This window comes from Roseateles sp. GW821-FHT09H11, assembly GCF_059415845.1.
Map to the genome: position 1 here is coordinate 193252 of NZ_JBWKOA010000005.1, position 19642 is coordinate 212893.

A 19642-nucleotide genomic window follows, 5' to 3' on the forward strand; every position below is an offset into this window, starting at 1 on the left:
GCACCCGATTCAGGGTCAGGTGTTGCGGTCACTCGACAGCGCGAGCCGCAGTCACTCATTGCTGCGAAGGACCACTACTCATTCGCGTCGGATCGCGACGAGAAACCTCAGAACCAGTCAGTGCCAAGTCTGGCCTGCGGGCGTAGATTTCTCTCTCCGCAATGACTCGCTGAAAGTGAGGTGATGAATGGAAATCGCGATCTTCCAGGCGCTGAAGGGCGCCGGTGTGTCTGAAGCCGACGCGCGATCCGCGGCAGAGGCGATTCAACAGGGCGTGCGAAGTGAAGTTCGCGATGCGACAAAGGACATGGCCACCAAGACCGATCTGGCCGACTTGCGGGGCGACCTGATCCAACGGATGTCCGACCTGCAGCGCTTCGTCGTGGCGTCGGTCTTCGGTAGCAGCGGGATGCTGGCCGTGATGATCACGGTGTTCAACTACCTGCGCTGACATGACGACGCGAAGAAGGAAGACCGCCCTTGGGCGGTCTTCTTCATGGTGCCGTCAACGACGCGTCTGCGCGCTCTGCTGCGCCTCCAGCCGCTTCAGCACCTCGCCGATCGCCGCGCCTTCGCGGATCTGCGGATTCGAATAGCCATCGGTCTTCCCCGCTTCCTTCTCGCGGACCTCGATCAGCTGGCGCGCCTGCGCATGCGCCTGCTGGAAGGACCACGTTGCCTTCAGCGCGTCGACATACATCGCCTGCCCGAAGAAGGTCAGCGGCGAGCGCGAGCCGCAGCCATAGGACGTGTGCGTCGCGTCGGCCGCCGTCATTACCAAGGTGCCGTCGTCGGCCAGCGGCTCGATCCAGCTGCCGGAGAAACACGCCGAGATCGAGATCACCCGCCAGCGGACGCCCGCCTCGTCGAGCCATTGCTTGAGCAGCGCGGGCGTCATCGGCTCGCTCTCCAGCGGATACGAGTCGGTGGCGAGCAGCCCGTCGCGTCCGCCGTGCGAAGTGAGATGCAGGAACAGCACGTCCTTCTCGCGGTCCATGACGGCGCCGATGCGCGCGATGGTCTTGTGGAGGTTTGGCCGCGTCGCCCACGGGAGCGTGTTCTGCGACTTCGCGTTCGTCACCAGCTCGACGGTGCGTCCCGACGTGCCGAAGCGCTCGCTCATCGTCTTCGCGACGACGGCGCTCTCATGCATGAACACGTCTTCGGACGCATACGGCGCGTAGGTCGCAGCGTAGACATTCACCACGCCGGGTTGAGACGGCGGCAACGCGCGCAGGGCGTTGGCGATGAGCTGCGACTGCGTGTCGAGGACGTCCTCGCTCAGCGAAAGGCCCGAGTACTCCTCGCGCGCTTCGGCGGAACGGGCCGGCCACCAGAAGTACATCGGATCGAGGCAGCCGCTGATCGCGATGGGCAGCGGCGTGAGCAGCAGCGCGATCACGCGCACCATGCCGGAGGCCGTGAGCCGCCACCACAGGCGCAGGCTCGCGAGGCCCTCCCAGACCATCGGAAACAGCCACGCGACCCACCGGCCCCAATCGGGCCAGGCGTCGGCCGGGCCGAACACCGCGGGCGCGAGCTTGGCGGCAAGACCGTCGGCGATGTTCAGCAGCACCGTGACGGCGACGAGCAGCGACACCAGCGTGCCGACGTTGGCGGGCCCCGGCTCGAGGCGCCTGGGCGACGCGATCAGCAGCCAGCAGATCCACACCGACACGACCGTCGCACTCCAGCTCTTGAAGATGCTGCGCCACTCGAAGGTGGCGGCGCCGTCGATCGCCTCGCGCTGCAGGCCGAGCCCGACCGCCAGCGACAGCAGCACCAGCACGACCAGCGTCCACGGCCCGCCGTCGAGCCGCTCCCAGCGCGGCGCGCGGAAGGTCAACACGCGCGCGGCTTCGCTGAGCCAGACGAATCCCGGAGTCATGCTCCGCTGTGAATGACTGATATCCATCGAATAAATTTCATGAATTGAAGTCGAACGCCCATCATTCCCTGGCGACGTCGAAATTCATCTCCCCCAGGGGAGCGACGACCCTCAAATCGCCCGCCACGCGGGCACCGCCAAGGAGCTCATCATGACTGTCAAGAATGTCCTCTTCGTTCTGACCAACACCGCTCAGATCGGCCCGAACCATCGCCCAACCGGCTACTTCTTCGCCGAGGTGGCGCATCCGTTCGAGGTATTCGACCACGCCGGCGTGGCCGTCGATTTCGTGTCGCCGCTCGGCGGCACGCCGCCCTCGGACGCGTATGACGAGAGCGACCCGGCGCAGCGCGCCTTCCGCGAGAGCGCGGCGTTCCGCCGCATGTCGCGCAGCCGCAAGCTGTCGGAGGTCGACGTGCTCGACTACGACGCGATCTTCTTCCCCGGCGGCCTCGGCCCGATGGCCGACATCGCGACCGATCCCGACGTGAAGCAGGCGGTGATCCGCGCCTGGAACGGCGGCAAGATCGTCTCCGCCGTGTGCCACGGCCCGGTCGCCTTCGCTGGCGCGACACTGGATGACGGCACGCCTTTCCTGAAGGGTCGACGCGTCACCGCGTTCTCGAACGCCGAAGAGGAAGGGTATGCCATCGCCGACGTGCCCTTCCTGCTGGAGAGCGCGCTGGTCGAGCAAGGCGCGACCTACGAGAAGGCCGACTTGTGGCAGCCCAAGGTCGTCGTCGACGGCCGCCTGATGACGGGTCAGAACCCGGCGTCCGGCGCCCCGCTGGCCAAGGAGATCGTGGCCGCCTTGAACAAGGACGCGGCATGAGGGCCGGCGGTCCGATCGTGGTCATCGCCCGCTGGCGCATGGCGCCGGAGACGGTACCGGAGGTCCTCGCGCTGGTGGCCCGCCTGCGCGAGCAATCGCTGGCCGAGCCCGGATGCCAAGGCTACGAGGCGTTCCAGAGCGTCGGCGTCCCGGGCGAACTGCTCCTGCTGGAGCGCTACGCCGACCACGCCGCCATCGAGGCGCATCGCGCCTCGGCCCACTACAAGGAACTGGTGGTGCAACACATCCTGCCGCTGCTGAGTGGCCGCCAGGTGGAACTGCTGCGGCAGGAGGCCTGACGCCCGCCTCGGGTCGCCGAGCGGCGCTTCGGTCAGGACGTGGCGACGTTGAGTACCCAGGTCACGCCGAACTTGTCGGTGAGCATGCCGTAGAGCGGCGACCAGGCCGAGGGCGCGAGATCCTGCAGGATCGAGGCGCCCTCGGCCAACTGCCGCCAGAAGCCCGAGATCTCCTCGGCCTCGCCGCTCTGGATGGAGACGAAGAACGAGCGGTCGCCGCGGTCCCAGCTCAGCTCGGTCGGCACGTCGTAGGCCATGACGCGGAAACCGCTCGGTGCCAGGACTTGCCCGAACAGCAGCAGCGCGATATCGGCTTCGGATCGCGCGGCATGCGCCTCGCCGTAGGTCACGGCCATCAGGTCACCGCCGAAGATGCGGTGATAGAAGTTGAGTGCCTCGCGGGCCTGGGCGCGGAAGTTGAGGTGCGTGGTGACGGTCAGTGCCATGGTCGTTCCTGGGATCGTTGAACAAGCCCGATCGCGCTGCGCCGCGTTGCATGGCGACGCCCGTCGCGACCGGTCCGTTCAATGTAGGAAGACGCATGGCAGGCGAGTGGCAGCAGGGTCTGCTGACAGATCCCGGTAGCGAGCCGCGATAAGCGTAGGCGCGGACACCGTCCTTCGTCAGCGGCCGGCGGCGCTCTTGCGCGACTCCTCGCGCCAGCTGTCCATCAGCACGCGGCTGTGCTCGCGCGAGGACCGCTTGATCGTCGCGACCTCCTCGGGCCCGAAGCGCTCCCAGCCGAGCTTGGTCAGCATGGTCCGTCGCCCCAGCGAGAACACCATCACCTGCCCGCACAGCATCATCACGCGCATCGCCAGCAGCGGGTCCTTCTCCGGCATGCCGCAGTAGCGCGCGACCACGCGCGCCGACAGCTCACCCATCTGCGGGCGGATCGTCTTGTCGAAGATCTCGAACAGCACGCCGGGCGCATGCCCGATCTGCTCGTGCGCGATGAACAGGCGGCGGTACTCGGCGTCGTCGGGCAGCAGCTGGAAATCGGTCAGCGCGTCCAGCATCACGCCGAAGGCCTCGAAGAGCTGGTCCGGCGTCGCCGCCGGGTCGGCGAGTACCGCCTTCGTCTGCGCGACCACCGGTCCGAAATGCGCCGCCGAGCTGTCCGCGATGTACTGCGCGCAAGCCCGGTACACGCCTTCCTTGTTGTCGAAGTAGTACTGCAGCGCCGGCGCGTTCACCCCCGCCGCCTTGGCGATCTCCCGCGTCGACGCGCCTTCGAAACCGCGCTCGCTGAACAGCCGCAGCGCGACGTCGATGATGCGGCGACGGGTCTCCTCGCCGCGTGCATAGGCGGCATCGGCGCGGTGTCGGGGAGCTCGGACAGGGCGTTCGGTCATGTGTAAAGGAAGCTGAAGTCAAAAATATAGCAGTTGACAGAAATCTTCCAACTGGAAAAAGATATCGGTCGGAATAATTCTTCGAGCCGGTCTGCCCGGCCCCGCCCATGTCGTCCCAGACCCCTGCCGGCCCGAACGGGCCGAAGTCCCTCTCCGGCCGCAAGCCCGTGCTGCTGGTGATCGCCGCCGCGGCGCTCCTCGCCGCCGGCGCCTACGGCGTGCACTGGTGGACCACCGGCCGCTTCATCGAGACCACCGACGACGCCTACCTGAAGGCCGACAGCGTCACCGCCGCGCCCAAGGTCGGCGGCTACGTGACGCAGGTCTATGTCGTCGCCAACCAGGCGGTGAAGCGCGGCGATCCGCTCGTGAAGCTGGACGCCCGCCAGTACCAGGCCGCCGCCGACCAGTCGCAGGCGACCATCGACGGCCGCAAGGCGGACATCCGCCGCTTCGAGGCGGACATCCTCCAGCAGCAGGGCCAGCTCGCGCAGACCCGCGCCCAGGCCGAGGCCTCGCGCCTGGCGCTGGTGCATGCGCAGGACGAGGTCACGCGCCACACGCCGCTGGCCGCCACCGGCGCCACGACCGCCGAACGTCTGGCCGAGCTGCGCAACACGCGCGACCAGGCCGTCGCCAGCCTGGCCGCCGCCGACGCCGCGGTGAAGGCCGCCGATGGCCGGTTGAAGTCGAGCGAGGCGCAGGTCGCGCAGTCGAAGGCGCAGGTCGAGGCCGCCGAGGCCGCGCTGCGCCAGAACCACCTCGACGTCGACGACACCGTCGTGCGTGCCGCCATCGACGGCCGCATCGGCGACACCACCGTGCGCGTCGGGCAGTTCGTGCAGCCGGGCACGCGGATGATGACCGTCGTGCCGACGCAGGACGTCTACCTCGTCGCCAACTTCAAGGAGACGCAGATCGGCCGCATGCGCGCCGGCCAGCCGGTGACGCTGCACGTCGACGCCCTGCCCGACCTGGACCTGCACGGCACCGTCGAGAGCTTCTCGCCCGGCACCGGCGCGCAGTTCGCGCTGCTGCCCTCGGAGAACGCCACCGGCAACTTCACGAAGATCGTCCAGCGCGTGCCGGTGCGCATCCGCGTGCAGCTCGATCCGAAGGCGGACCCGACGCTGCGCGACCGCCTGCTGCCCGGACTCTCCGTGACGACCGACGTGGACACCCGCGGAGCCCGCCATGGCTGAGGCCGCATCGTCGGCCGCGCCGGGTGCAATGGGTGCACCAAGCACGCAAGGTCCGCCGCGCGCGGCCGGCGCGACACCGCACGCCGAGCCCAACGCCGGCACGGGCGACTGGATCGCCGTCGCGGCCGGCGCGCTCGGCGCGCTGATGGCGACGCTGGACATCTCCATCACCAACTCGGCGCTGCCGCAGATTCAGGGCGCGATCGGCGCGACCGGCACCGAGGGCACCTGGATCTCCACCGGCTATCTGATGTCGGAGATCGTCATGATCCCGCTGGCCGCGTGGCTCACGCGCGTCTTCGGGCTGCGCAACTTCCTGGTCGGCAACGCGGCGCTGTTCACCTTCTTCTCGGTGCTGTGCGGCCTCTCGGGCAGCCTGCCGATGCTGATCCTCGCCCGCATCGGTCAGGGCTTCACCGGCGGCGCGATGATCCCCACCGCGCAGACCATCATCCGCACGCGGCTGCCGCGCCATCAGCTTCCCGTCGGCATGACGCTGTTCGGGTTGATCGTGCTGCTCGGGCCGCTGCTGGGCCCGGTGCTCGGCGGCTGGCTGACCGAGAACGCCAGCTGGCACTGGTGCTTCTTCATCAACGTGCCGGTCTGCGCCGCGCTGCTGACGCTGCTGCTGCTGGGACTGCCCGCGCAGCGCATGCACCTGGAGGAGTTCATCCGCGCCGACTGGCTCGGCATCGTGGGCCTCGCGGTCGGCCTGTCGACGCTGACCGTCGTGCTCGAGGAAGGCCAGCGCGAACGCTGGTTCGAGTCCTCGCTGATCGTGTCGCTGAGCCTGGTCTCGGCGATCGGCATGGCGATGATCGCGCTCTCGCAGCGCTACGCGTCCAGGCCCATCCTGCGCTTGAAACTGATGCGCAACTGGCACTACGCCAGCGTCATCGTCATCGTGTTCACCGTCGGCGCGGGGCTGTACTGCATCTCCTACCTGGTGCCGCAGTTCCTCGCGTTGATCGCCGGCTACAACGCGCAGCAGTCGGGCGCGATCATGCTGCTGGCCGGCGTGCCTGCCTTCCTGATGATGCCCATCCTGCCGCGGCTGATCTCGCGCGTGGACCTGCGCGTGATGGTGATCCTCGGACTCACGGCCTTCGCCGCGAGCTGCCTGCTCGACATCAGCCTCACCGCCCAGAGCGTCGGCCACGACTTCGTCGGCTCGCAGCTGCTGCGCGGCGTCGGGCAGATGCTCTGCATGATGCCGCTCAACCAGGCCTCGATGGCGACGGTCACGCGCGAGGAATCGGGCGACGCCGCCGGCATCTACAACATGGCGCGCAACCTGGGCGGCTCGGTGGGACTCGCCGTCATCGGCACCTTCATCGACCGACGCAACAGCCTGCACATCGATCGGCTGGGCGAGACGCTCAACGCGAATTCGACGCTGGTCCAGGAACGGCTCGCCGGCAGCGCGGCCAGCCACTTCGCGCAGGGGGGCGACCTCGCCTACGCGCAACTGCAGGCGATGAAGGAACTGGTGCTCACCGTCCATCAGCAGGCCAGCGTGATGACCTTCTCCGAAACCTTCTACGTGCTCGCGGCCGCGCTGCTGCTCTGCGTGCCGCTCGCGCTGACGCTCAGGACGCCAAGGCAGCCCGGCCAGGCACCGGCGTCCAACGACGCCCATTGAGATCCTCATGACCCACTTCCCACACGTCTCCCTCCTGCCCCGCGTGCGATGGCCCAGCCCGCTCCGCGTCGGGCTCACCACGGTCACGACGCTGTCGGCCGTGGCCGCCGCCGCGGCCATGCTGCTGCTCGCCGGCTGCACCACGGTCGGTCCCGACTACCAAAGCGCGCCCGCCGTCGCGAGCGACGCGCTCCGGCAGACGCGCTTCAAACGCGATGACGCGACCAGCGGCGCGTCCATCAGCGCGACCGCAGGCGCGTCTGCCGGCGCATCCACCGACGCCTCTGCGCCCGTCGCGTCGCGCTGGTGGCGTGCGCTCGACGACAGCACGCTCGACGCCCTCGTCGTGCAGGCGCTGAGGCAGAGCCCCACGCTGCAGGCCGCCGAGGCACGCCTGCGTTCGGCGCGTGCCGCTTTCAACGCGCAGGAGGCCAACGGCCGCCCGAAGGGCTCGGCGTCGGCGCTCGGCGCCGGCGTCTGGCAAGGCCCGGGCACCGACCACGAGACTTCGCTTCATCTCTACAGCGTCGGTTTCGATGCGACCTGGGAAGTGGATCTCTTCGGCGGCACGCGCCGCGCGGTCGAGTCCGCCTCGGCGCAGGCGCAGGCGGTGCAGGCGGACCTGGCCGATGCGCAGGTGTCGCTGACGGCCGAAGTCGCGTCCACCTACGTCGGCCTGCGCGCCCAGCAAGCCCGGCAGGCGCTGCTGCGCGACACGGCCGCGGTCGACGCGCAGGCGCTGACGCTGGTCCGCCAGCGGCGCGACCAGGGCGTCGCCACCGCCGACGATGTCGAGCAACGCGCCCAGCAGGCCGAGGCGACGCAGGCTTCGCTGGCCGACGTGGCCGCGGAGATCGCCGCCTCGCTCGACCGACTCGCGCTGCTGACGGGACAGGCGCCGGGCACGCTCGATGACGCGCTGGCCGCCGCCACGCCCGCGCTGCCGCACGCGCCGGACCGCGTCGCCATCGGCGATCCCGCCGCGCTGCTGCAGCGCCGTCCGGACATCCGCGCGGCCGAGCGCCGCCTGGCCGGCCGCACGGCGCAGATCGGCCAGGAGACGGCGAAGTACTTCCCCAAGCTCAGCCTGCTGGGCAACATCGGCGTCGCCGGCACCGAGCCCGGCAAGTTGCTGCGGACGGACAACCTGGCCCTCGCCGCCGTGCCGTACCTGAGCTGGAACGTCCTCGACTTCGGCCGCACCGCCGCCGCCGTGCGCGAGGCCGAGGCGGGCCGCGACGAGGCCGTCGCCAACTACCAGTCCGCCGTGCTCGGCGCGCTGCAGGACGCCAACACCTCGCTGGCGCGCTTCGGCCGGCAGCGTCAGTCGGTGCAGCATCTGCTCGCGCAGCGGGGCTCGACGGCGCGGACACTCGATCTGACAGGGCAACGCCGCCAGGCCGGCGTCGCGAGCCAGATCGACCTGCTCGACGCGCAGCGCCGCGACATCGACGCGCGACTCAAGGCGCTGGACGGCGAGTCCGCGTTGCTGAAGGACTTCGTCGCGCTGCAGAAGAGCCTGGGCCTGGGCTGGGACCTGCCGGCCTGAGGCCGCCACCGCCGACCTTGGCGCGATCGGGCCTCGGCCGCCGCGACGCCGGCGGCGGGGCGCCTCGTTGGTTTCCCAGGACAAGCGCCCGATCCGGGGGGCATTCCGGCATATCGGGCGCGTCGTTGCAAGGGTAGGCTGGCGTTCATGACCGACGCGTCCTCCCCCGCTCCGGCCGCCACGAACGCCGCGGGCGCTGCGCCCGCCACGTCCGCCTCCATCGCGCTCGCGCTCGATCAGGGCAGCGGGGATCCGCCACCGGGCGCGCCGGGCGGGACCGTCCGGCTGGTGCTGCTGAACTTCGCTCTTGCGGTGGCCTACGCCGCGCTCGGCGTGCTGGCGCTCAAGCTGATCCTGCCGCCCGACTTCGTCTCCCCCATCTATCCCGCCGCCGGCCTCGCCGTCGCCGCTGCCTTGCGTTGGGGCCCCGGCGCGCTGCCGGGCATCGCGATCGGGGGCGCGGCGGTCAGCCTGGCGATCGGCGTCGAGCGCGCGCATCTTCAACCGCTGCAGCCCTTGATGGTCGGCCTTGGCGGCGCGCTGCAGGCGTGGCTGGGCGCGTGGCTCGCGCGACGCTGGATCGGCGCGAACCCGCCGCTGTGCGAACCCGCCGAACTCATGCGCTTCCTCGCCGCGACCGCCGGCATCGCCTGCCTCGTCGCACCGAGCTTCGGCGTCGCGGCGCTGTGGATCACCGGTGCGATCGGGCCGTCGCAGGTCCTGCCGCATTGGCTCGCGTGGTGGGTCGGCGACGCGATCGGCGTGCTGATCGGCGCGCCGGTGGCGCTGGCGCTGTTCGGCCTGCCGCGCAAGCACTGGGCGCCGCGACGACTGAGCGTCGCCCTGCCGATGCTGGTCGCGTGCGCCTTGCTGTTCGGCGCCACGCTGCATGTCGCGCGCAACGAGGATGGACGCCGGCGCCATGCCTTCGAACTCGAAGCGGTGAATGCACTGAACTCGCTGTCCGACAAGCTGTCGATGCCGTTGACCGCGCTCGAGGCCAACCACAGCCTGCTGCTGGTCGCGCCGGACATCAGCCGCGGAGACTTCGAACGCGCCCATGCCGAGCGCGCCCGCGCGGGCGGCGCCGTGTACGCGGTGGGCTGGGCGCCGCTCGTGCGTCCGCAGGAGGTGCCCACGTTCGAACGGGCGGCCCAGGCCGACGGCTACGTCGGTTATCGCGTCTACGAACGACGCCGGCCCGGCGACCTGACCCCCGACCCGGCCGAGGACAGGCTGCCGATCCGCCTCATCGCGCCGTTCGCGCGCAACCGGCCGGCGATGGGCGCCAACATCCGCAACATCCCGCAGGCCCGCGCCGCGCAGGAGCGCGCGATGGCCACCGGCGAGCCGTCGGCCAGCGAAAGCTTCCCGCTGTCGCAGGACGCCGGCGTGACGCTGATGGGCGTCGTGGTCTACCGCGCGCTCTACGAGGGCGGCTCCACCGATCCGCGCGACGCCGCCGGCCGCGCCCGCAAACCCACCGGCGTGGCTTTCGCGACGCTGCGCCCGGAGGCGCTGCTGCACGATGCGCTGCCGGCTCGCGCAGGCCGGCTCGATTACTGCCTCATCGACGCCACGTCCGGAAGCCGCCGTCCGCTGCTGGCCGGCGACGAGCGTTGCCTGCACCTGCCCGCCGCGCTCCCCAGCCGATCCCGAGACTTCGATTTCGCCGGCCGGGCCTGGCGCCTGATCGTCTACAACCCGTCCGGACTGCCGACCCTGGACGGCAGCGCCGCCCTGCCCTTCGCGATCGCGGGGCTGGCCGGCACCGCGCTGCTGGGCCTGCTGCTGCTCTCGGTCACCGGCAGCACCGCGCGGGTGGCGCGCCGGGTCGAGGAAGCCACCCAGCGCCTGCGCGCCAGCGAGGAGCGTTTCCGGACCATCGTCGAGCACGCGCCGATCGGCGTCGTCTCCTGCGACCTCAACGCGCGGCCGCAGGAGATCAACCCCTATTTCTGCCAGCTGCTGGGCATGAGCGTCGAGCAGTTGCAGGCGCGCTCGATCATGGCGATCACCCACCCCGAGGACCGGGCCGAGGACAGCCGGCTGGGCATGGCGCTGATCCGGGGCGAACTCGGCCGCTACAGCCGCATCAAGCGCTACATCGGCGGCCAGGGTCAGGTGATCACGGTCCGGGCCACCGTCAGCCTGCTGCGCGACGCGCAGGGCCGGCCGTCACGACTGCTGGGCGTCGTCGAGGACATCGGCGAACAGCTCCGGCTGGCCGAGCTGGAGCGCATCCATGAGGCCGAATTGGCCGCCAACCGCGCCAAGAACGAGTTCCTGTCCCGGATGAGCCACGAGCTGCGCACGCCGCTGAACGCGATGCTCGGCTTCTCGCAACTGCTGGAGTCGGACCTCGGGTCGACGCTCAGCGCCCGGCAGCGCGGCTGGCTGGCGCAGATCCAGCAGTCGGGCTGGCACCTGCTGGAGATGATCAACGACACCCTGGACCTCTCGCGGCTGGACGCCGGCGGCCTGCGCGTGCAGATCGACGACCAGGACCTGGCGCCGATCGCGTCGGACAGCCTCGCCATGATCGAGACCCAGCGCCAGCGACGCGGGGTGAGCATCGAGGTCGAACTGGCCCCCGAGGTCGGCCGGGTGCGCGCCGACGCGACCCGCCTCAAGCAGGTGCTGACCAACCTGCTCAGCAACGCCGTCAAGTACAACCACGACGGCGGACGCGTCTGGCTCCGGGCGCGACGGGTCGGGGATTCGCAGGTTGAACTGAGCGTCACCGACTCCGGGCCGGGGCTGACCGAGGCGCAGAAGGCGCAGCTGTTCCAGCCGTTCAACCGCCTGGGCCGGGAGGTCGGCGGCATCGAAGGCACGGGGATCGGGCTGGTGATCACCCAGCGGCTGCTGGCGCTGATGGGCAGCCAGTTGCGGGTCGCCAGCACCGCCGGCGAGGGGGCGACGTTCAGCTTTGAGCTGCCGATTTCTTCGGTAGATCAATGACTTAAGTGGATCCTAAGACGGCAGGCACACACTCGGTTTCAGGGGTAGCCCTCCCGTGACGCGTCCGATTTCCGGAGCCTTAGCACTCATCGTCCATGAGTGCTAATATTCTCAGCGTCGAGCCGGAGGACCGGCCCGATACAGGAGCAACGAACACATGTCCAACACCCTTGCATTGAAGGTCCGCGATCCCTGGTCCCTGGTGCCATCGCTCGGGAACCTGGATGCGTACATCACGGCGATCAACCACATTCCTCTGCTGACGCCGGAAGAAGAGAAGGATTACGCCACGCGTCTGAAGACGCATGGCGACGTGGACGCCGCGGGCCGGCTGGTGCTGTCGCACCTGCGGCTGGTGGTGTCGATCTCGCGCCAGTACCTGGGCTACGGCCTGCCGCAGGGCGACCTGATCCAGGAAGGCAATGTCGGCCTGATGAAGGCGGTCAAGCGCTTCGATCCGGAGCAGAACGTGCGACTGGTGTCGTACGCGATGCACTGGATCAAGGCCGAGATCCACGAGTACATCCTGAAGAACTGGCGCATGGTCAAGGTCGCGACGACCAAGGCGCAGCGCAAGCTGTTCTTCAACCTGCGCTCGAAGAAGCACGCGCTCAAGGAACACGCCGCGAACCAGCAGCGCACCTCGCTGACGGAAGCCGAGATCGCCCTGGTGGCGGAAGAGCTCAACGTCAAGCCCGAGGACGTGGTCGAGATGGAGACGCGCCTGTCCGGCGGTGACGTGGCGCTGGAGCCGCAGACCGACGACGACGGCGAGACCTTCGCGCCGATCGCCTACCTGGCGGACGACACGCAGGAACCGACGCGGGTGATCGAGTCCAAGTCACGCGACCGGCTGGCCACCGACGGCCTGCAGAAGGCGCTGGAGCAGCTCGACGACCGCAGCCGCCGCGTGGTCACGGAGCGCTACCTGAACGTCAACGACGACGGGTCCGGCGGCATGACGCTGCACGAGCTGGCGGCCGAGTACAACGTGTCTGCGGAACGCATCCGGCAGATCGAAGTCGCCGCGATGAAGAAGATGCGCAAGGCGATGGTGGCGGAAGCCGCTTGATCGGAAAGCCGCTCGATCCCCTGATCGATGCCCCATGAAGAAGGCCCCGCACTGCGGGGCCTTCGTCTTTCGGATGTCAACGCCTCGTCCCTGAGGCCTGCGGGGCCAGGGGGTTGGCCCGATTTGTGGAGCCTGCGAGACGTATGAGGGCCAACCCCCTGGCCCCGCAGGCCGAGCGCTCGTTCATTGCCCGGCGATCAGCGCCTTGATGTCGCCCATCAACGCCGACGCTCCCGCGCCATAGCGCGAGAACACCCGCACGCGCCCTTGCGGATCGAACAGGAAGCTCGCCGCCGTGTGGTCCATCGTGTAGCTGTCCGGTGTCTTCCCAGGCACCTTGGCGTAGTAGATCTTGAACTCCTTGGCCGTTTCCTTGAGCTGCTCCGGCGAGCCGCGCAGCGCGACGAAGCCGGGGTCGAAGCTTTCGAGGTAGGCCTTCAGCAGTTCGGGCTTGTCGCGTTCCGGATCCACGGTGATGAACACGCCCTGGACCTTGTCGCCCTCTGGCCCGAGGGCCTTCTTGACCTGCGCCAGTTCGGCCAGCGTGGTCGGGCAGACGTCGGGACACTGCGTGAAGCCGAAGAACACGACCACGACCTTGCCCTTGAAGTCTTCCAGAGTGCGGGTCTTCCCGTTCTGGTCGGGCAGGCTGAAGCCGCGCGCATACGCCGCGCCGGTCAGGTCCACGCCCTGGAAGCTCGCCTTCGGCGCGGAAGAGAAGCCCAGCTTGTCGCAGCCCGCCAGCAGCGTCGCCGCACCCAGGGCCCCCAAGGCGCCGAGGCCCAGAAAACGTCGCGAGATCATCAGCACATCCGATCCGAAAGAAGGTTTCGAGCGCCGAGGCGGCTCAACTGATCCAGGGACTGACGTAGTGATCGAGCAGCAGCGCGCCGAAGAGCAGCGACAGATGCAGGATCGAGAACAGGAAGGTCTTGCGCGCCAGCGCTTCCGAATAGGCCTTCCACAGCTTGAACGCGTGATGGCAGAACATCAGCCCCAGCACGATGGCCGCGGCCAGGTAGATCCAGCCGCTCATGCCCGTCAGGAAGGGCAGCAGCGTCGCCGCGAACAGCACCCAGGTGTAGAGGAAGATCTGCAGCCGCGTGAACTCGTTGCCGTGCGTCACCGGCAGCATCGGCAGCCCGGCCTTGCGGTAGTCCTCGCTGCGGTACAGCGCCAGCGCCCAGAAGTGCGGCGGCGTCCACAGGAAGATGATCAGGCACATCAGCCAGGCTTCGGCGCCGAGCTCGCCGCGCATCGCCGCCCAGCCCAACACCGGCGGCATCGCCCCGGAGGCGCCGCCGATCACGATGTTCTGCGGCGTCATCGGCTTCAGGATCACCGTGTAGATGATCGCGTAGCCGACGAAGGTCGCGAAGGTGAGCCACATCGTCAGCGGGTTCACCAGCGCGTACAGGATCGCCGACCCCAGCGCGCACAGCCCGCCCGAGAACAGCAGCGTCTGGTTGCGGCTGAGTTCGCCGCGCGCCGTGGGACGCCACGCGGTGCGTTTCATCTTGGCGTCGATGTGCTGCTCGATCAGGCAGTTGAACGCCGCCGCCGCGCCCGCCACCAGCCAGATGCCGCCAGTGGCGGCGATCAGGCGCACCCATTCCTCGCCCTGCGGCAGGCCGGGGATGGCCAGCGCCATGCCGATGACCGCGCAGAACACGATCAGCTGCACGACCTTGGGCTTGGTCAGTTGGTAGAACTGCCACCAGCGGGAGGGCATGGCGGCCTGCGTCGCGGAACTCATTTCGAACCCATCGTCAGGATGCCGGCGCGCACGGGCGCCGGCTCGATCACATTGCGGGTCGTGCCGGCACGCAGCCGCGCCAGCACGATCGCACACATCAGCAGCAGCGCCGCGGCGCCGCCGGTATGGGCCAGCGCGGCCACCAGCGGCCACCCCAGCACCACGTTGGAAAGGCCGGAGGCCAGTTGCCACGCGCCGACCGCCAGCAGGCGGCGCGCCCAGCGTCGGGCTTCGAGGCCATCACCGCCGGCGCCGGTGCCGGTGCCGCCCTGGCGCCACAAGGCCCAGGCCAGCGCCAGCAGCGCGGCGAACACGATCATCGCGCCACCGCGATGCGCCAGGTGGATCGCCGTCAGCGCCTCGAACGGCAACCAGCCGCCGTGGGCGCCGCGGCCCAGCTCGCGCCACAGCGTGAAGCCGTGTTCGAAGTCGGTCGGCGGCAGCCATTGTCCCTGGCAGGTCGGAAAGTCCTGGCAGGCCAGCACCGCGTAGTTCGTGCTGACCCAGCCGCCCAGCGCCACCTGCGCGATCGCCAGCGCCGTGAATGCCATGAATGCACGTCTCAGGCCGGTGGACCAGGCCAGCGGCTTCGGCGCGTAGGACTCGGCCTGCCAGGCCAGCAGCATCAGCAATCCGAGCGCCAGCAGCAGATGCGTCGTCACGATCGCGGGGAAGAGCTTCATCGTCACCGTCCAGGCGCCGAAGAAGCCCTGCACCACGACCCAGACGAGCGACAGCGTCGCCCACCACGGCGACGGCGTTGCCTCGCCGGTGCGGCGGCCTCGCCGCCACACCCCCCAGCTCAGGACCGCCAGCACCACGAGCAGGAAACCGACGCCACCCGCCATGTAGCGATGCAGCATCTCCATCCATGCCTTGCCATGCGTCACCGGCCCGGTCGGCATCGCCGTCTGCGCGGCGAGGATCTCGGCGCTCGCGCCGATCGGCGAGGCGCTGCCGTAGCAGCCCGGCCAGTCCGGGCAGCCGAGGCCGGAATCGGTCAGCCGCGTCAGCGCGCCGATCAAAATCAGGTCGAAGGTCAGGAAGGTCGCGAGCACCGTCAGCGCGCGCAGCCGCTTCGCCGCGGCGTCGCCGCGATGTCGCCACTGCCACCAGACCAGCGGCACCGCGCCGACGAGCGCAGCCATCGCCAGCAGCTCCAGCAGCGGCTCGAAATCGAAACCGATCGCCAATCCGTTCATGCGCGGGCCGTCCTCTTCATCACCGGCCCGGCTTGTCCCAGCCGGCGTTGGCGCGCATCAGGCGCTCGAGGTCCTTCTTCAGCGGCGAGGGCTCCGGCGTCGCCGGCGAGCGCAGCATCCAGCGCCCCATCGGATCGACCAGGAACAGGTGCTCGCCCATCCGACGCCCTGGTGCAGCCATCAGCCAGCCTTCGATCGCGGCACGCGGCGCGCGCAGCACCGTCGCCGGCGCGCCGTGGCCGGTCAACGCGTCGATCTGCGCGGACGTCAGCGTGACGTCGTCGGGCAGCAGCACCAGCTTGTCGAGCTTGTCGCGGTCCTTGCCGAGCATCTCGCGCAGCTGGCGCTGCATGAAGAGCATGCGCTCGCAGGCCTCGTCGCAGGCGCGGTCCGGCACATAGGTCAGCAGCCATTGGCCCTTGAGCGATTCGGCCGCCACCGGCGCGCCCTGCAGCGTCGTCAGCGGCATCGCGGCCGGCAGATCGCGCGTCGGCGTGATCAGGTCGCTGTAGGCGCGACCGCGCAGGTCCAGCACGTAGAAGCTGAAGTACGACGCGATCACCGGCGCCGCGCAGACCAGCAGCACCAGCCACAGCGTCCAGCGCGTGCGCTTCGGAGGATCGAGGTCGGGCATCGGCACCGAATGGACGGCCATCGTCACCGGACCGTCCGGCGGCAGCGGCGTGTCGATGGGCGCCGGGGCGGCATCGCCGCCGTGGTCGTGCTCGTCACGCATCACGCTGTTCATCGGAGACCTTGGTGGCACGGGCGGCTCGGCCAGCGCGGTAGGGAGCGAGGACTTGGAACCAGACATAAAGACCCAGGATCAGCGCCGCGAGCGCAAACCATTGAAACGCGTACCCGTAATGCTTGTGGACATCGACCGCGGGCGGTGGCCAGTGTCGTTGCAGACCGTCGGCGGCTGGCGTCGCGGGGGCCGCGCGGTCCGGCGGCGCCACCCGGTCCGGCTCCGTCTGGAGCAGCACCAGCGGCAGCAGCCGCAGACCGGTCTCGGCCTGCAAGGCCGCGAGGTCGACATTCTGCCGGATCGGCCCGGTCTCCGCGTCCCGGCCCAGCGCATAGGCCTTCGACACGGAGGCCGCCAGGCGGCCTTCGATCCGCACCTCGCCCGTCGGGGTCGACACCGGCGGCAGCGCCTCGCGCTGCGCCGCATTGCGCGGACCCCAGCCGCGCTGCACGAGGATCGCGTCGCTGCGACCCGCGAGCTTCAGCGGCGTCACCACGTAGAAGCCGGTGTGGCCGTCCATCACGCGGTTGTCGAGGTAGATCGTGTGCGCCGTGTCCCACTGGCCGGTGAGCGTCGCACGGCGGTGCTCGAGCGTGGGCGGCGGCGCCTGGTCCGCCCGCGGCAGCGTGGCCGTCGCGAGCGGCGCTTCCTGACCGCGTTCGTCGATCGCCCGCTGCATCGTCTTTTTCTGATCGGCCCGATCGAGTTGCCAGGTCCCGAGCGACAGCGTCGCCGCCACGCCGGCGATCGTCGCGATCACCACGACGGCGTGACGCCTTCGGGCCCGGCCCGATGGCCCCGACGGGGCCGGGTGGGAATAATCGTCCGCCATGAAAGTCATCGTCCTCATCGCGTTCATCGGCATCCTGGCCGCGCTCTTCTCGGCCGGCATCCTGATGCTGCGCAAGCAGAAGGGCAAGGCCACCATGGCCCGCGCGCTGGCGGTGCGCGTCGGGCTGTCGGTGGCGCTGTTCCTGTTCATCCTCTTCAGCGCCTGGATGGGATGGATCCATCCCACGGGCCTGCCGATCGGGAAGTGAGCCCCTGACCGGCGGTCGATCATCGCCTGATCCGACCGCCCCTTCCGGTCGCCGACCGGACCGCCGCAAAAGAAAAGCGCCGCATCGAGCGGCGCTTTGTCGTTCAGGGGATCGCGCCGCGCGGCGCGGTCACATCCAGTAGACGATGACGTAGAGGCCCAGCCACACCACGTCCACGAAGTGCCAGTACCAGGCCGCGCCCTCGAAGCCGAAGTGGCGGTCGGGCGTGAAGTGCCCCTTCATCAGCCGCAGCGTGATGAACAGCAGCATCAGCATGCCGACGAACACGTGGAAGCCGTGGAAGCCCGTCAGCATGAAGAAGGTCGAGCCGAAGATGCCCGAGTTCAGCTTCAGGTTGAGCTCGTGGTACGCGTGGAAGTACTCGTAGCCCTGGAAGCCCAGGAAGGTCACGCCCAGGATCACGGTGATCCACATCCAGGCGATCGTCTTGGCGCGGTGGCCGGCGATCAGCGCATGGTGCGCGATGGTCAGCGTGATGCCCGAGGTCAGCAGCAGCGCGGTGTTGATCGTCGGGATCGGCCACGGGCCCATCGTCGCGAACGCGTCCACGGTGCCCGCCGGCGAGGCCGTCGCGCCCGCCGCGACGCTGGGCCACAGGCCGTTGAAGTCGGGCCACAGCAGCGCGTTGTCCAGGCTGCCCAGCGTCGGGATGCTGTAGCCGCGCGACCAGAACAGCGCGCCGAAGAAGGCCGCGAAGAACATCACCTCCGAGAAGATGAACCAGCCCATGCTCCAGCGGAACGAGAGGTCGATGCGGTCGCTGTACTGGCCGCTTTCGCTCTCGCGGATCGCGTCGCCGAACCACTGCTTGAGCGTGAACGCCCACCACAGCAGCCCGAACAGCAGCGACCACTTGCCCCAGTCATGGCCGTTGATCCACTGGCCCGCGCCCAGGATCACCCAGAACAGGCCGAACGCGGCCATCGCCGGATGCCGCGAAGGGCCAGGCACGAAGTAATAAGGCGTGTTGCCATGAGTCGTCGTTGCCGACATGCGTTCTTCTCCTCGAACTCGGTTCTCAGTTCATTGCCGCACCGCTGCTCACCACCCAGCGGACCAGCAGGATCAATCCGACCACGAACAGCGCCGCGGCGATGACGCCCGCCACGATCACGTGCAGCGGATTGAGCTGCGATACATCCTTCTCGTAGTCCGATCCCTTGCGCACGCCGAAGAAGGACCAGGCCACCGCGCGCAGCGTGGCCCAGAAGGAGCCCTTGCGCTGCATCGCCTGCTTGAGATCCTCGCCCGGCTTCAGGTCATCGGACATCGTCGCTATCGTCGTTCTGCTCAGCCCGCCGCGCTCAGGCGCCGGGCTGGATCTTCACTTCGCCCGCGGGCGTCTTCACCGTGGTCGGCGCCGACAGGTTCGCCTGCGCCTTGCCCTTCCCCGCAACCTCGAAGAAGGTGTACGACAGCGTGATCGTGCGCACGTCCTTCGGGATCTTCGGGTCGATGACGAACACCACCGGCCACTCCTTCTGCTCGCCCGGCTTCAGCGTGTACTCGTTGAAGCAGAAGCACTCGAGCTTGTTGAAATACGGCGTCGCCTGCTTGGGCGCGTAACTCGGGATCGCCTGCGCGGACATGGTCCGCGTCTGGATGTTCTGGAAGGTGTACATCACCGTCGTCAGCTCGCCCGGATGGACCGTCAGGTGGCGCTTGGCCGGCTTGAAGTCCCATGGGCCGCGGGCGTTGGCGTCGAACTCGATCGAGATCGTCCGGCTGTAGTCGATCTGCGTGTTCTTCACGTCCTCGGCGCGCACCGCGTGCTGGCGCTCCGACAGCGACAGCACGTTGATGCCCAGCGCCGTGCAGATCGCGCGGTACATCGGCACCAGCGCGTAGCCGAAGCACGACATCACCGCCACCACGACCAGCAGCTTGCCGGTCATCCGCAGGTTCTCCCGGCGGATCCAGGTGGCGCGCTTGGTGGGTTCGGTCATGACGCCCCGAGGAACGCGATCTTGACCACGAAGCCGATCCCGAAGATCGCCGCCACGCTGGCCAGGATGAGGGCCAGGCGCAGGTTGCTCTTGCGTTGCTCGGGTGTCGGCGACATCGATCGGTCC

21 protein-coding genes are annotated in these 19642 nt (G+C 69.1%); 9 read left to right on the plus strand and 12 right to left on the minus strand.

The genetic code is table 11. From position 1 onward, the window contains the following. Positions 1–187 precede the first annotated feature (187 nt). Positions 188–451 carry a hypothetical protein gene (locus tag AC07PR_RS17845; protein WP_495136085.1) on the plus strand — a complete coding sequence of 88 codons (264 nt, stop codon included), beginning with the start codon at positions 188–190 and terminating at the stop codon, positions 449–451. 54 nt (positions 452–505) lie between these two features. Here the strand turns inward: AC07PR_RS17845 and AC07PR_RS17850 are convergent, their stop codons facing one another. Continuing rightward, positions 506–1888 (minus strand): C13 family peptidase, encoded by a 1383-nt coding sequence (locus AC07PR_RS17850; protein WP_495136086.1) that lies wholly within the window; start codon positions 1886–1888, stop codon positions 506–508. A gap of 151 nt (positions 1889–2039) precedes the next feature. Here AC07PR_RS17850 and AC07PR_RS17855 point away from each other — a divergent pair, with 151 nt between their 5' ends. Next, on the plus strand, positions 2040–2720 hold the full coding sequence (locus AC07PR_RS17855) for a type 1 glutamine amidotransferase domain-containing protein (RefSeq protein WP_495136087.1): 681 nt from the start codon (positions 2040–2042) through the stop codon (positions 2718–2720). Next, positions 2717–3019 carry a putative quinol monooxygenase gene (locus AC07PR_RS17860; protein ID WP_495136088.1) on the plus strand — a complete coding sequence of 101 codons (303 nt, stop codon included), beginning with the start codon at positions 2717–2719 and terminating at the stop codon, positions 3017–3019. Before AC07PR_RS17855 ends, AC07PR_RS17860 begins: the two co-directional genes overlap by 4 nt. A gap of 32 nt (positions 3020–3051) precedes the next feature. On the opposite strand, the gene AC07PR_RS17865 is transcribed toward AC07PR_RS17860, so the two are convergent. Together AC07PR_RS17865 and AC07PR_RS17870 are read right to left on the minus strand one after the other, a co-directional pair. Beyond that, positions 3052–3465 (minus strand): VOC family protein, encoded by a 414-nt coding sequence (locus AC07PR_RS17865; protein ID WP_495136089.1) that lies wholly within the window; start codon positions 3463–3465, stop codon positions 3052–3054. 177 nt (positions 3466–3642) lie between these two features. Beyond that, positions 3643–4374 (minus strand): CerR family C-terminal domain-containing protein, encoded by a 732-nt coding sequence (locus AC07PR_RS17870; protein WP_377160327.1) that lies wholly within the window; start codon positions 4372–4374, stop codon positions 3643–3645. 107 nt (positions 4375–4481) lie between these two features. Between AC07PR_RS17870 and AC07PR_RS17875 the strand changes: the two genes are divergently transcribed. The 5 genes from AC07PR_RS17875 to rpoH all read left to right on the plus strand — a co-directional run bounded on the left by AC07PR_RS17875 (position 4482) and on the right by rpoH (position 12803). Next, complete coding sequence (locus AC07PR_RS17875; RefSeq protein ID WP_495136090.1) at positions 4482–5576, plus strand: HlyD family secretion protein; 1095 nt, start codon at positions 4482–4484, stop codon at positions 5574–5576. A 28-nt stretch (positions 5577–5604) separates the two neighbouring features. Then, a complete protein-coding gene (locus AC07PR_RS17880) occupies positions 5605–7218 on the plus strand; it encodes an MDR family MFS transporter (protein ID WP_377161740.1) in 1614 nt (537 codons plus the stop codon). 118 nt (positions 7219–7336) lie between these two features. Further along, positions 7337–8767 (plus strand): efflux transporter outer membrane subunit, encoded by a 1431-nt coding sequence (locus AC07PR_RS17885; protein WP_495136268.1) that lies wholly within the window; start codon positions 7337–7339, stop codon positions 8765–8767. 147 nt (positions 8768–8914) lie between these two features. After that, entirely contained in the window at positions 8915–11731 is a 2817-nt protein-coding gene (locus tag AC07PR_RS17890) for a CHASE domain-containing protein (RefSeq protein WP_495136091.1), read from the plus strand. A 157-nt stretch (positions 11732–11888) separates the two neighbouring features. Further along, the gene (rpoH, locus tag AC07PR_RS17895) at positions 11889–12803 is read left to right on the plus strand and encodes an RNA polymerase sigma factor RpoH (protein WP_377160321.1); all 915 of its coding nucleotides are present in this window, start codon (positions 11889–11891) and stop codon (positions 12801–12803) included. A gap of 183 nt (positions 12804–12986) precedes the next feature. On the opposite strand, the gene AC07PR_RS17900 is transcribed toward rpoH, so the two are convergent. Genes AC07PR_RS17900 through AC07PR_RS17920 form a run of 5 tightly spaced genes read right to left on the minus strand, consistent with a single transcriptional unit; the run spans position 12987 to position 17272 of the window. Continuing rightward, positions 12987–13607 (minus strand): SCO family protein, encoded by a 621-nt coding sequence (locus AC07PR_RS17900; protein WP_483107799.1) that lies wholly within the window; start codon positions 13605–13607, stop codon positions 12987–12989. Positions 13608–13650: 43 nt separating this feature from the next. Then, positions 13651–14559 (minus strand): heme o synthase, encoded by a 909-nt coding sequence (gene cyoE / locus AC07PR_RS17905; RefSeq protein ID WP_431100122.1) that lies wholly within the window; start codon positions 14557–14559, stop codon positions 13651–13653. Then, complete coding sequence (locus tag AC07PR_RS17910; protein WP_495136092.1) at positions 14556–15761, minus strand: COX15/CtaA family protein; 1206 nt, start codon at positions 15759–15761, stop codon at positions 14556–14558. Before AC07PR_RS17910 ends, cyoE begins: the two co-directional genes overlap by 4 nt. 19 nt (positions 15762–15780) lie before the next feature. Further along, the gene (locus tag AC07PR_RS17915) at positions 15781–16509 is read right to left on the minus strand and encodes an SCO family protein (protein WP_495136093.1); all 729 of its coding nucleotides are present in this window, start codon (positions 16507–16509) and stop codon (positions 15781–15783) included. After that, complete coding sequence (locus AC07PR_RS17920; RefSeq protein ID WP_495136094.1) at positions 16490–17272, minus strand: SURF1 family protein; 783 nt, start codon at positions 17270–17272, stop codon at positions 16490–16492. Before AC07PR_RS17920 ends, AC07PR_RS17915 begins: the two co-directional genes overlap by 20 nt. Before the next feature lie 67 nt (positions 17273–17339). Here AC07PR_RS17920 and AC07PR_RS17925 point away from each other — a divergent pair, with 67 nt between their 5' ends. After that, positions 17340–17549: a DUF2909 domain-containing protein gene (locus tag AC07PR_RS17925; RefSeq protein WP_297529916.1), complete on the plus strand. Its 210-nt coding sequence runs from the start codon at positions 17340–17342 to the stop codon at positions 17547–17549. A 129-nt stretch (positions 17550–17678) separates the two neighbouring features. Here AC07PR_RS17925 and AC07PR_RS17930 read toward each other — a convergent pair whose 3' ends face one another. From AC07PR_RS17930 to AC07PR_RS17945, 4 genes are read right to left on the minus strand one after another with little or no spacing between them, the layout of a single operon-like run. Then, positions 17679–18563 carry a cytochrome c oxidase subunit 3 gene (locus AC07PR_RS17930; RefSeq protein ID WP_495136095.1) on the minus strand — a complete coding sequence of 295 codons (885 nt, stop codon included), beginning with the start codon at positions 18561–18563 and terminating at the stop codon, positions 17679–17681. A 25-nt stretch (positions 18564–18588) separates the two neighbouring features. Beyond that, positions 18589–18840 carry a DUF2970 domain-containing protein gene (locus AC07PR_RS17935; protein ID WP_377160307.1) on the minus strand — a complete coding sequence of 84 codons (252 nt, stop codon included), beginning with the start codon at positions 18838–18840 and terminating at the stop codon, positions 18589–18591. Between the two features lie 34 nt (positions 18841–18874). Then, a complete protein-coding gene (locus AC07PR_RS17940) occupies positions 18875–19516 on the minus strand; it encodes a cytochrome c oxidase assembly protein (RefSeq protein WP_377160305.1) in 642 nt (213 codons plus the stop codon). After that, complete coding sequence (locus AC07PR_RS17945) at positions 19513–19632, minus strand: cytochrome oxidase small assembly protein (protein WP_331614812.1); 120 nt, start codon at positions 19630–19632, stop codon at positions 19513–19515. Before AC07PR_RS17945 ends, AC07PR_RS17940 begins: the two co-directional genes overlap by 4 nt. Positions 19633–19642 lie beyond the last annotated feature (10 nt).

Coding starts and splice junctions, on each gene's coding strand:
- AC07PR_RS17845 (WP_495136085.1), top strand. CDS start 188: ATGGAAATCGCGATCTTCCAGGCGCTGAAGGGCGCCGGTGTGTCTGAA.
- AC07PR_RS17850 (WP_495136086.1), bottom strand. CDS start 1,888: ATGACTCCGGGATTCGTCTGGCTCAGCGAAGCCGCGCGCGTGTTGACC.
- AC07PR_RS17855 (WP_495136087.1), top strand. CDS start 2,040: ATGACTGTCAAGAATGTCCTCTTCGTTCTGACCAACACCGCTCAGATC.
- AC07PR_RS17860 (WP_495136088.1), top strand. CDS start 2,717: ATGAGGGCCGGCGGTCCGATCGTGGTCATCGCCCGCTGGCGCATGGCG.
- AC07PR_RS17865 (WP_495136089.1), bottom strand. CDS start 3,465: ATGGCACTGACCGTCACCACGCACCTCAACTTCCGCGCCCAGGCCCGC.
- AC07PR_RS17870 (WP_377160327.1), bottom strand. CDS start 4,374: ATGACCGAACGCCCTGTCCGAGCTCCCCGACACCGCGCCGATGCCGCC.
- AC07PR_RS17875 (WP_495136090.1), top strand. CDS start 4,482: ATGTCGTCCCAGACCCCTGCCGGCCCGAACGGGCCGAAGTCCCTCTCC.
- AC07PR_RS17880 (WP_377161740.1), top strand. CDS start 5,605: ATGGGTGCACCAAGCACGCAAGGTCCGCCGCGCGCGGCCGGCGCGACA.
- AC07PR_RS17885 (WP_495136268.1), top strand. CDS start 7,337: ATGCTGCTGCTCGCCGGCTGCACCACGGTCGGTCCCGACTACCAAAGC.
- AC07PR_RS17890 (WP_495136091.1), top strand. CDS start 8,915: ATGACCGACGCGTCCTCCCCCGCTCCGGCCGCCACGAACGCCGCGGGC.
- rpoH (WP_377160321.1), top strand. CDS start 11,889: ATGTCCAACACCCTTGCATTGAAGGTCCGCGATCCCTGGTCCCTGGTG.
- AC07PR_RS17900 (WP_483107799.1), bottom strand. CDS start 13,607: ATGATCTCGCGACGTTTTCTGGGCCTCGGCGCCTTGGGGGCCCTGGGT.
- cyoE (WP_431100122.1), bottom strand. CDS start 14,559: ATGAGTTCCGCGACGCAGGCCGCCATGCCCTCCCGCTGGTGGCAGTTC.
- AC07PR_RS17910 (WP_495136092.1), bottom strand. CDS start 15,761: ATGAACGGATTGGCGATCGGTTTCGATTTCGAGCCGCTGCTGGAGCTG.
- AC07PR_RS17915 (WP_495136093.1), bottom strand. CDS start 16,509: ATGAACAGCGTGATGCGTGACGAGCACGACCACGGCGGCGATGCCGCC.
- AC07PR_RS17925 (WP_297529916.1), top strand. CDS start 17,340: ATGAAAGTCATCGTCCTCATCGCGTTCATCGGCATCCTGGCCGCGCTC.
- AC07PR_RS17930 (WP_495136095.1), bottom strand. CDS start 18,563: ATGTCGGCAACGACGACTCATGGCAACACGCCTTATTACTTCGTGCCT.
- AC07PR_RS17935 (WP_377160307.1), bottom strand. CDS start 18,840: ATGTCCGATGACCTGAAGCCGGGCGAGGATCTCAAGCAGGCGATGCAG.
- AC07PR_RS17940 (WP_377160305.1), bottom strand. CDS start 19,516: ATGACCGAACCCACCAAGCGCGCCACCTGGATCCGCCGGGAGAACCTG.
- AC07PR_RS17945 (WP_331614812.1), bottom strand. CDS start 19,632: ATGTCGCCGACACCCGAGCAACGCAAGAGCAACCTGCGCCTGGCCCTC.